This is a genomic window from Tenacibaculum sp. 1_MG-2023, from assembly GCF_030547425.1.
In the GTDB taxonomy this organism is placed as follows: domain Bacteria; phylum Bacteroidota; class Bacteroidia; order Flavobacteriales; family Flavobacteriaceae; genus Polaribacter.
In genome coordinates this window covers 23,648-34,090 of the sequence record NZ_JAUORH010000027.1, presented here as the reverse complement: position 1 = coordinate 34,090, position 10,443 = coordinate 23,648, and the positions used below count along the sequence as shown (strand labels likewise).

Below are 10,443 nucleotides of genomic sequence, written 5' to 3'. Positions count from 1 at the left end.
GTGGTGCCTCCAGGAATCGAACCAGGGACACAAGGATTTTCAGTCCTTTGCTCTACCAACTGAGCTAAGGCACCAGTTGCTACTTTCGTTAAGCGGATGCAAATATACAATCGTTTTTTAATTTTACAAAGTAAAAACTTTAAAAAAATGTATCGTAAATTTACAAGCTCAAAGAAATGAAATATGTGCCTAATTATTGATGTTGGAAATACAAGAGTTAAAGTAGCTGTTTTTGAAATAGATACTGTTAAGGAAGTATTTGTTTTTGAGAAAGCAAAAATAATTTCTGAACTAAAAAAAATTACTTCAAGATTTTCAGTTTCCAATAGCATTATATCTTCTGTTGCTAATTTTACAGAAAAAGAAAAGCAAAAAATTGTAGAACTCTTAAATCCAGTTTTTTTGGATTCAAACACAAAAGTTCCGTTTAAAAATTTATACAAAACCCCAAAAACATTAGGAGTCGATAGAATAGCATTAGCATCAGCAGCGATAAATAAGTTTCCTAATAAAAATGTACTGGTGTTAGATGCAGGTACATGCATAACCTACGATTTTATTACTAATGAAGGGAAATACTTAGGAGGTGCAATTTCACCAGGAGTAGCTATGAGGTATAAGGCATTACACACTTTTACCTCCAAATTACCGTTACTAGAAATGGAGGAAGTAGAAAACTTTATTGGGGTTGATACAAAAAGTTCAATCCATTCAGGAGTTATCAATGGGGTTTCTAATGAAATAGATGGAATTATAGCACAATATCAAAAAAAATATCCAGATTTAACAGTAGTTTTAACAGGAGGGGATACATATTTTTTGTCAAAACAATTAAAAAGTGTCATATTTGCCCATCCAAATTTTGTTTTGGAGGGGTTACATACTATTTTGATACACAATTTAGCGAATGATTAAGAGATTTATATTAGGAGTTTTTGTACTAACTACGTCAACAATATTAGCACAAAGAAATAGTGCTTCACCATATTCTTATTTTGGTATAGGTGAAAATTTTGAGGCAGTAACAGTAGAACAAGCTTCTATGGGAGGTATTGGTGTTGCAATGAAAGATTATCATCACCTAAATTTTACAAACCCAGCGGCGAATGCTGATTTAAGGGCTGCAACCTATGCTATAGGAGGTAGCTTAACTTTTTTAACAGTTAAAGAACAAGATGCTTCTCAAACTGGAAACTCAACAAGTTTAAGGTATATTTCATTAGGTTTTCCAGTTGGAAAAAAAGCAGGTTTATCTGTTGGTTTACAGCCTTTTTCATCTGTAGGGTACTCATTGTTAGATGATAATGACGCTGATAATGTTACTTTATTTACAGGAGAAGGAGGGGCGAATAAAATATACGCTAGTTTTGGTATGTATGTCTATAAAGGTTTGTCTATTGGGGCAGAAGCTGGTTTTATTTTTGGAAATATAGATAATAGCGTTTTAAATCAAAGAGCAGATGTCGCATTAGCAACTAAACATGAAGAATCTTTTAATGTTAGAGGCGGACAGTTTAAGCTGGGGTTACAATACAAAACAGAACTAAAAAATAAATTGCAATTATCTACAGGAGCATCATTTACAATGTCTACAGATTTATCTGCAAAAGGGGCGGAGAAAATGTACTCATTATCATTTAGTGGGTCTGGGGAAGAAGTTCCAAGAGATGAACTATTCAATAGAGCTTTAAATGGAAACATAAATGCACCTTTGAAAAGTGTTTATGGTTTCGGTCTAGGAAAAGAAAATAAGTGGTACGTAGGAATCAACCAAGAATTTCAAAGTGCTTTAGGAAGTAATAGTGTTTTTATAGCTGATGGATCATCTCATAAGTATGATGATTCAAGTAAGTTTGCAATAGGAGGGTACTATATTCCAAAATTAAATTCAATTTCAAGTTATTGGGATAGAGTGACGTACAGAGCAGGTTTGCGTTTTGAAGACACAGGGTTGTTAGTAAAAACTACCAATAATTTTACAGCTGTAAAAGACTTTGGCATAAATGTTGGATTAGGATTGCCATTACCGAGACAATTATCAAACGTAAATGTAGGATTTGAGTACGGGCAAAGAGGAACGACTAACAATAACTTGATAAAAGAAAACTACTTTAACGTAAGGTTAAGTTTATCTTTAAATAGTCTTAAGTGGTTTCATAAGAATAAAATAGATTAACAAAAACTGAGAACGATGAAAAAAATTACGTATTTACTAACAGGATTATTTTTGTTTGTAGCCGTAAATGGAGCGAAAGCGCAAGCAAGCCAAGAGTGTCATATAAAGTATAACCTATTTAAAGGAGATGCTACAACTAAAAAATATACTCAAGCAAAACCTAATTTAGAATACTTATTAGATAACTGTGCTACATTATCTGTTAATATTTATAAATATGGGGCTAAAGTTGCTGAAAACTTAAAAGATCCAGTTTTAGCTAAAAAAGTATATGAAACGAGGTTAGTTAATTTTCCAGATAAAGATCCAGCAAAAGCACATAGTGATTATGCAGAGTTTTTAATTGAAAATAAGTTAGCGACAAATGATAAAGTTTTTGAAATCTTAAAGAAAGCTTATGATCTTTCTCCAAAAGATATGGGAGTTAAAAATATCTTTAGATATTTCCAAATGATAGCAGATAAGTATCAAGATACAAATCCTCAAAAAGTATTTGATACGTATGATGATGTTATGGAGTCTGTAGATGAAAAATTAGAAGATTATAGCAAGAAAATAGCTAAATTGCAAGAGAAAGATTCTGTAGGAACTATTACCTCTAGGGAAAAAAGTCTTTTAAGAGCATATACTATTAATTCATCATCATTAGGTCAAGTAGAAGGAGGTTTAGATGCTAAAATATCTAAAATAGCAACTTGTGAAAGATTAATACCAATTTACTCTAGAGATTTTGAGCAGAACAAAACTGATGGTGTTTGGTTAAAAAGAGCAGTGTCAAGAATGTATAATAAAGGATGTCAAACAGATCCTTTGTTTGAAAAATTAGCAAATGAATATGCTAAGGTTACACAATCTGCTGATGCATATAACTTCTTAGCTGGTGTGTTAGCTAAAAACGGAGACAATGGTGGAGCTGCTGAAATGAGAAAGAAGGCATTCGACTTAGAAACAGATCCATTTAAAAAGGCTAAGTATAAGCTAAGAGAAGCACAAAATGCTGGTGGAAGTAGAGCTAGAGCTTTAGCTTACGAAGCATTAAAGTATAACCCTAATATGGGAAAAGCATATTTATTCATTGCAAGTTTATACCAAAGAAGTGCAAATTCATGTGGTAGTGATGAGTTCGAAAAAAGAATGGTATATGTAGCAGCTTTAAATAAAGCTTTAAAGGCTAAAAAAGTTGATCCAGGATGTGGAGCTAATAGATACATTTCTAGTTATAGAAAAAATGCACCATCTAAAAAGTTAATATTCCAAAAAGGAATGTCTTCAGGTGCTAGTTATAGAGTAGGGTGTTGGATTGGAGAAACTGTTCGTGTACCTTAATAGAATTTAATGCTTAAAAAAGCAACACATATATACAATAGCATTGCTACCATTTGTTTGGTGGCAATGTTTTTTTCTTGTACCAACTCTAAAAAGGAGGTACGGGATTTTTTAGCAGATAAAAATTTACCAGTAGGTTCGGCAGTAAATATTTATCATGTTCATAAAGATTCAGGGAGAATAAGCTCAAAAACAAAGGCAGCTGTTTTTTATGATTATTCAAATAGGAAAGAACACCCTTATAGTGAGTTTCCTAAAGGAATTGAAATTGTTACAATAGACAAGACAGGGACAGACTCAACAACAATCTCAGGTAATTATGCATTAACCTATAATAAAACAAAAATATCAGAGATTAGAGGAAATGTGGTGATTACCAACCATACAAACCAAACAAAGTTAGAAACCAATCAACTATTTTGGGATCAAAAAGAACATTACTTCTTTACAGAAGATGGTTTCCGGTTTACAACTCCAGAATCTGTAATTAATGGTTTTGGATTTGAGTCGAGTGAAGACTTAACTAAATGGATAGCTAAAGATATTACAGGAGATATAGAAACAACACAAAAAGATATATAATGAATGCACTTTGGAAATATTTACAATATGGATACTTAGTTATAGGAGTAGTCTTTTTTGTTGAGGGAATCTTAAAATGGAATTCTGATAGACAAGAAGCGTTTATTATGTTTGGATTTGCTATCTTTATCATATTAATTTTCTTCTTTAAACGATATTTTAGAAGAAAAGTAGAAAAAAGAAACAAAGAACGTTAATGCAACCCGAACTCTTAATTATTCTTACTTCTATTTTGTTTTCAGCCTTTTTTTCTGGCATGGAAATAGCCTTTATATCGGCAAATAAACTTCACATAGAATTAGAGAAAAAGGGAGACGGTATACTCTCTAAAATTCTAACCAAGCTAACAGAAAAATCTTCAAAGTTTATTACCACTATGTTAGTAGGTAATAATGTAGCTTTAGTTATTTATAGTTACTTTATGGGAGAGCTGTTAATGAGTTGGTTCCAATCCTTTTTACCTTCTGATTATACAGTTGTAAATTATGTGTTGTCTGATATAAGTTTATTAACTCAAACACTTATTTCAACAGTAATTATCTTGGTAACAGCAGAGTTTTTACCAAAAGCTATTTTTAGAATTTATGCAAATGAGATGCTTAAATTTTTTGCTATACCAGCCTATATTTTCTATGTTATTTTTTACGGATTTACATGGGTAATTACTAAAATTTCAGATTTTTGCTTGCATGTTTTTTTTCGAATAAAAGAAAATGAAATTCAAACAGAGTTTAGCAAAGAAGAGCTTGGTAATTATATTTCTGAACAATTAGATGCAGGAAATGATGAAGAAGAAGTAGATTCTGAAATTCAAATTTTTCAGAATGCTTTAGAGTTTCATAAAGTGAAATCTCGTGAAATTATGGTGCCAAGAACAGAAGTTGTTGCAGTAGATTTACATGAGACAGTAAGCAGTCTTAAGAAAATATTTATTACAACAGGATTGTCAAAAATCTTGGTTTATAAAAACTCGTTAGATGATATTTTAGGATATGTAAATGCCTTTGAACTGTTTAAAAAACCACGTACTATCAAGTCAATTTTATTACCCGTAGAGTTTGTACCAGAGTCTATGATTATTAACGATGTACTTAATAATTTAATAAAAAAACGAAAGAGTATAGCGGTTGTTGTTGATGAATACGGAGGAACTTCAGGTATTATTACAGTTGAAGATATTGTTGAAGAATTATTTGGAGAGATTGAAGACGAACATGATACTCAGCAATTATTAGAAGAAAAAATTAGTGAAAATGAATTTAAATTTTCGGCTCGTTTAGAGGTTGACTATCTAAATGAAGAATATAGTTTAGGGATTCCTAAAGAAGAGGCATACGAAACAATAGGAGGCTTTATCTTAAACCATACAGAAACAATACCACTACAAGATGAAGTTTTACAGATAGAAAACTTTCAAATTAAAATCTTGCAAGTAAGTGCAACTAAAATTAATGATATTTATTTTAAAGTAATTCATAAAGAAGATTAACTTTTCTCCTTTTATAGAGAGAACTCCCTCAAAAACAGCATAAAAAAACATTGCATTATTTACTATGAAATTGTATTTTCGCACACTGTTAATAAAATAAATGACGTATGGCAATTTTATCGAAGATTAGAGAACGTTCAATGTTCTTAATTCTTGTAATTGGTTTAGCACTTTTTGCTTTTGTATTAGACCCTTCTACAATATCAGACTTTTTTAGTGCAAGTAAAGTAAATGAAATAGGTGAAGTTAATGGCGAGGCTATATCTCGTCAAGAGTTCGCTGAAGCTTTAGACGCTTACAAAGCACAAACAGGAAATAGCATGTCTGAAATGCAGGCTGCAAAAGCAGTATGGAATAACTTAATCCGTCAAAAAATATACAAAAAGCAGTTAGAAGAAGCAGGAATTACAGTTGGTGATGCTGATATTTTAAACGCCTTATATGAAACTCCAGTAGTTCAAAATGATGCTAGATTCCAAACTTCAGGTATTTTCGATAAAAACAAGTTAAAAGAACACTTAGCTACTATAAAAGAAGAAAATGGACAAGAGTGGGCTGCTTGGCAAAAATATATGGCTTCTATTAAAAGCAATATAGAAAAAACAACATACGACAACTTAGTTGCTGCTGGCTTAGGTGCTTCATTAAAAGAAGGAGAGTCTAGATATTTATCAGAAAACACTAAAGTGTCTGGTAAATATGTATATGTACCTTATACTACAATTGCAGATAGTTTAGTTACCTTAAAGAAAAGTGATGTTCAAAATTATATAAATAAGCATCAAGAAGCTTTTCAAGTTGAAGCTTCAAGAGATATTAATTTTGTGAAATTTAACATTGAACCTACAACAGAAGATGAAGAAGTTATTAAGGCTAATATAGCTAAGTTAATAGCAGACTCAGTAGTGAACAATACACCAGTTAAAGGATTAAAGAATATTACAGATTATAGTGAGTTTTTAGAAGAAAACGATTCTGATGTAAGATTAGATGATAGTTATAAGTTTAAAATTCAAGTTCCTCAAGTAATTGCAGAAGAAGTTTTCAACGGTAAAGAAGGAGATGTTTTTGGACCGTATAAAGATGCAGGGTTCTTTAAATTATCTAAAATTACAGAAGTAAAACAGTTACCTGATTCTGCGAAAGCAAGTCATATTTTAATCCCTTTTGTAGGTTCTGCTAGTGCTGACGCAACAGTTGTTCAGACTGAAGAAGAAGCTAAGAAAACTGCGGATAGCTTATTAGCAGTTGTAAAAGCGGATAAATCTAAGTTTGCTGATTTAGCCAAAGAAATGTCATCGGATCAAGGTTCTGCTGAAAAAGGAGGATTCTATGATTGGTTTGCATATAATAGAATGGTGCCGTCATTTAGAGACTTTGTTTTTGAAGGAAAAGAAGGTGACATGGGAGTTGTAAAAACTCAATTTGGGTTCCATGTAATTAAAATTGATGGACAAAAGAACTTCCAAACAGTAGTGAAGTTAGCTACTTTTGGACGTAAGATTGAGGCTTCAGAAGAAACAGAAAATACAGTATTTCAAAATGCAGAAACATTTGCTTTAGAGTTAGCAAATGGAAAAGCTTTTGAAGAAGCTGTAAAAGAAAAGAACTTAAGTTCTTTGCCTGCTGTTGGATTAAAAGCATTAGATGAAAGCGTACCAGGTTTAGGGAATGAAAGACAAGTCATTACTTGGGCGTTTGACAAAGAAGTAAACGAAGGAGACTTCAAACGTTTTGATATTGAAGGAGGGTATGTAGTAGCTGTATTGACTTCAAAAACGGCAAAAGGATTAATGCCTGTTGATAAGGCAACTGCAAGTGTACGTCCTATCTTAACAAATGAGCGTAAAGCAAAAATGATTGAAGATAAAATTAGTGGTTCAACATTAGATGAAATTGCTAAATCTGTAAATCAAACAGTAAGAGTTGCTACCGATGTAAACTTACAATCACCAACGATTTCTGGCGTAGGTTTCGAGCCAAAAGTAGTAGGAGCAATGATTAATGCAAAAGAAAATGAAGTAGTTAAAAATGTAGTAGGAGATAAAGGAGTATTTACCTTTGTTATTGAAAAGAAAGGATTACCAACAGCTTTACCTAACTACGATACATATAGAAAGCGTATTGTAGCTGAAAGACAGAATAAAACGTTCCAAATGTATGAGGCGGTTAAAAAAGCATCTGAAATTGAAGATAATATGAGTTCTTTTTACGGAATTCAATAAGAAATAACGTCATACAACAAATAAAAAACCCGAACTATTTAGTTCGGGTTTTTTGTTTTCTATATTGTCAGTTTAATAGAATTTATCCAAATACGTTCGCGATCTAAATTCCTTTTAAAGTATTGTAACATTAACTCTCTATCATATTTTACCTTCTTTTTAAAATAACATTTTCCATTAATATAAATGATTAATTTCTTTTTAAGATTAATCATCTCTGGAGAAATTTTAATTTGAAAAGATTTAATTCGAGAGGTTTGAACCTTAAAGGTGTTATCATGATAAGTTGCAATTATTTTTCCTGATTTCCTTGGGAAGTCAAAGGATTTCTTATTAACGTCTTTTGCTATTAAGTTATTATTTTTACCGTTCACTAGCCATTTTTTTATGTCAAAATTTAAATTCTTATGCCATTGAGATTTTTTCTGTATAGTATCAAGTTTTATATTGGTTAGCCAATCAATATTTCCATAATCGTTGTCATCAAACTCCCAGGTTATTTTTTTGGGAAGAGGGTTTCTTTTTCTTTTCATTAGATCTGAAAAAAGAATTTTATAGGCGGGTTCAGAAGCATCGAATTGAGGAAACCAATGAGGGTAACCATTATACCGATAATCTTTATAATCTGCTTTTATACTTTTCATTAATTTAACTAAACTATCATTAGCGTTTGGAGGATAATAGTAATCTTGGTCGGTAGAGAAATTAATAAATGAACGGTTGAGTGTGTTTTCAATAAAAGTTCCACCTGTATATACTTTTGGTTCAGTATTAAAACCATAAAATCCAGCAAATAAATTAGGTTGTTTCATCAAATAGGAAAATGCTCCAGTAGCTCCATTAGAATGGCCAGAAATAAAAATTTTATTATCGTTTATATTAATAGCTTTTTTTAATTGTTTTACAATTGAAGGCACTATAAAAAAACCAGCATCAGAGGTCATCCAATTATAATGTTTGTTTCCTTTAGGAAAAATTAAAACAACATTATTTTCATCCGCATACTTTGTATAATACCTGTTCCAATACTTTAAGTTACTTTTTGTTTCAAAATCAGAAAGCTTAGTGTGTCTTACAGCTCCATGTAAAAAAATAAGAACAGGATATTCTTTTTTAACAGTGTAGTTTAGGGGTAAATGAACGTAATAAGATGTTTTTAAAGAGTCGTTTATTTTAAATGTTATCGAATAATTTTGTTGTTGCTTTGCGATATAAGGTTTAAATTCTTTTAAAAACTTAAAAAGCGCTTCGTTCTTTAAGGTTTCAGGGAAATCTATTTTTAAAGTGTTGAAAAACTCTTCCTTCGATTTTTTGAGATTACTGAAGAATTTAGTTTTTCTTTTTAAAGCCTTAGTTTTTAATTTTTCCCATCTTTTATCGTTTTGAATATTTTTATAGTCTTCATCTGCATATTCACCAACAACATAGTCCCAACCAGGATACCCCTCCTCATCTTCTATTAATTCTGAAAGTGGAATTAAGTATTTAAAGGCTTTGTCGTTTTCTTTTAAATCAGCTGCAATAATAGAGGAATAATATAGCTCAGTATCGGTAATGCTGTCAGGAAACTTATCAAAAGCTTTTTCAAATATGCTTAACGCTTTTTTATAAGTGGTAGTGTCTTTTGAAGTGTTCATTGTTTTCATAGCTTCTTGTACCAATTCTGAATATGTGGCTTGAGCATTAGCTGATAAAAAAGCTAAAAAAAAGATGATGTAAAATAGTGATTTCATTATTGTCTTTTTTACAAATGTAATTGCAAAAAAGAAATGAAACTTGTAAAAATGGGACGGCAGCTATTTTAAATGCCAAAAAGTATCTTCATTGCCAAGCTGTGTTCCTTTTTTTAATAGGTTTTTAGGAGAACTTAAAGTAAGGTTTTTGAATAGGTTGGTAAGGTGTGATTGATCGAAATAATTGAACTCATGCGCCAAAGAAGTAAAACTTTGCTCAGAATTGATAAAGAGTTTCTTTTCTAAAGTTTTTCTAAAAAGTACAATTTTGTTGAACTTTTTCACTGAAATACCAAAATGAGAATTAAAAAGTCTATTTAAGTGCCTTCTACTCACGTTTAACTCAAATGCCAAATTCTTAATAGTTATCGTGTCAAAATTATTTAAAATTAGCTTGATAGCATTGTTTAAAGTTGTATTACTATATGCAACATACCTATTAATTAAAAATTGGTCTAATAGCTTTGTGATTTCATTAGTGTTTTGTGAACTAAACAAAGCACTAAGTTCAAGTTCAGAAAAGAAATTGAATTCTGTTATAAAATCTGTAAAAGTTAATCCTCTATAAAATTGATGAATACCTAGAGGATTGAAAATTATTACAATTCTATGCACTTTACCAATTTGTGTGACATTAAAAATATTTTCTCTTAAAGGAGTGAAAATTTGAAGAGGGTTAGTATCGTTTTTGAAAACTATTTTTCCAATTTTAGGACTAAAATGTGAGCTATAAAGTGATATGGAATTATTGAAATGTGGATAGCAGTCAAACTCTATTTTTGTGTTTTGTGGTTTTATATCTAAGTAATAATAATGAACATATTTGGATATTGTAGGGTGTTGGGGTCTAAAAGTATCAAATATATTATTCATTAGCATAATTCAGATGTTTTTAGCCTTTCCAAGATAGAA

9 protein-coding genes and 1 tRNA gene are annotated in these 10,443 nt (G+C 30.9%); 7 read left to right on the top strand and 3 right to left on the bottom strand.

From position 1 onward, the window contains the following. Nucleotide 1: 1 nt before the first annotated feature. Nucleotides 2-74, bottom strand: a tRNA-Phe gene (locus tag Q4517_RS14330). A gap of 109 nt (nucleotides 75-183) precedes the next feature. Here Q4517_RS14330 and Q4517_RS14325 point away from each other — a divergent pair. From Q4517_RS14325 to Q4517_RS14295, 7 genes are all read left to right on the top strand, one after another. Next, on the top strand, nucleotides 184-915 hold the full coding sequence (locus tag Q4517_RS14325) for a type III pantothenate kinase (protein ID WP_303510798.1): 732 nt from the start codon (nucleotides 184-186) through the stop codon (nucleotides 913-915). Next, nucleotides 908-2,176: a hypothetical protein gene (locus Q4517_RS14320; protein ID WP_303510796.1), complete on the top strand. Its 1,269-nt coding sequence runs from the start codon at nucleotides 908-910 to the stop codon at nucleotides 2,174-2,176. The genes Q4517_RS14325 and Q4517_RS14320 overlap by 8 nt, the downstream gene beginning before the upstream one ends. 15 nt (nucleotides 2,177-2,191) lie before the next feature. Continuing rightward, nucleotides 2,192-3,502 carry a hypothetical protein gene (locus Q4517_RS14315; RefSeq protein WP_303510794.1) on the top strand — a complete coding sequence of 437 codons (1,311 nt, stop codon included), beginning with the start codon at nucleotides 2,192-2,194 and terminating at the stop codon, nucleotides 3,500-3,502. Between the two features lie 9 nt (nucleotides 3,503-3,511). Continuing rightward, on the top strand, nucleotides 3,512-4,084 hold the full coding sequence (gene lptC / locus Q4517_RS14310) for an LPS export ABC transporter periplasmic protein LptC (RefSeq protein WP_245939434.1): 573 nt from the start codon (nucleotides 3,512-3,514) through the stop codon (nucleotides 4,082-4,084). Beyond that, nucleotides 4,084-4,281 (top strand): hypothetical protein, encoded by a 198-nt coding sequence (locus Q4517_RS14305; RefSeq protein ID WP_303510790.1) that lies wholly within the window; start codon nucleotides 4,084-4,086, stop codon nucleotides 4,279-4,281. The genes lptC and Q4517_RS14305 overlap by 1 nt, the downstream gene beginning before the upstream one ends. Next, nucleotides 4,281-5,573, top strand: a complete 1,293-nt coding sequence (locus Q4517_RS14300; protein WP_303510787.1) for a hemolysin family protein — start codon at nucleotides 4,281-4,283, stop codon at nucleotides 5,571-5,573. Before Q4517_RS14305 ends, Q4517_RS14300 begins: the two co-directional genes overlap by 1 nt. Nucleotides 5,574-5,680: 107 nt before the next feature. Further along, on the top strand, nucleotides 5,681-7,798 hold the full coding sequence (locus tag Q4517_RS14295) for a peptidylprolyl isomerase (protein WP_303510784.1): 2,118 nt from the start codon (nucleotides 5,681-5,683) through the stop codon (nucleotides 7,796-7,798). A gap of 59 nt (nucleotides 7,799-7,857) precedes the next feature. Here Q4517_RS14295 and Q4517_RS14290 read toward each other — a convergent pair whose 3' ends face one another. After that, nucleotides 7,858-9,531, bottom strand: a complete 1,674-nt coding sequence (locus Q4517_RS14290) for an alpha/beta hydrolase-fold protein (protein ID WP_303510780.1) — start codon at nucleotides 9,529-9,531, stop codon at nucleotides 7,858-7,860. A 63-nt stretch (nucleotides 9,532-9,594) separates the two neighbouring features. Further along, a complete protein-coding gene (locus Q4517_RS14285; protein WP_303510777.1) occupies nucleotides 9,595-10,404 on the bottom strand; it encodes an AraC family transcriptional regulator in 810 nt (269 codons plus the stop codon). Between the last annotated feature and the right edge of the window lie 39 nt (nucleotides 10,405-10,443).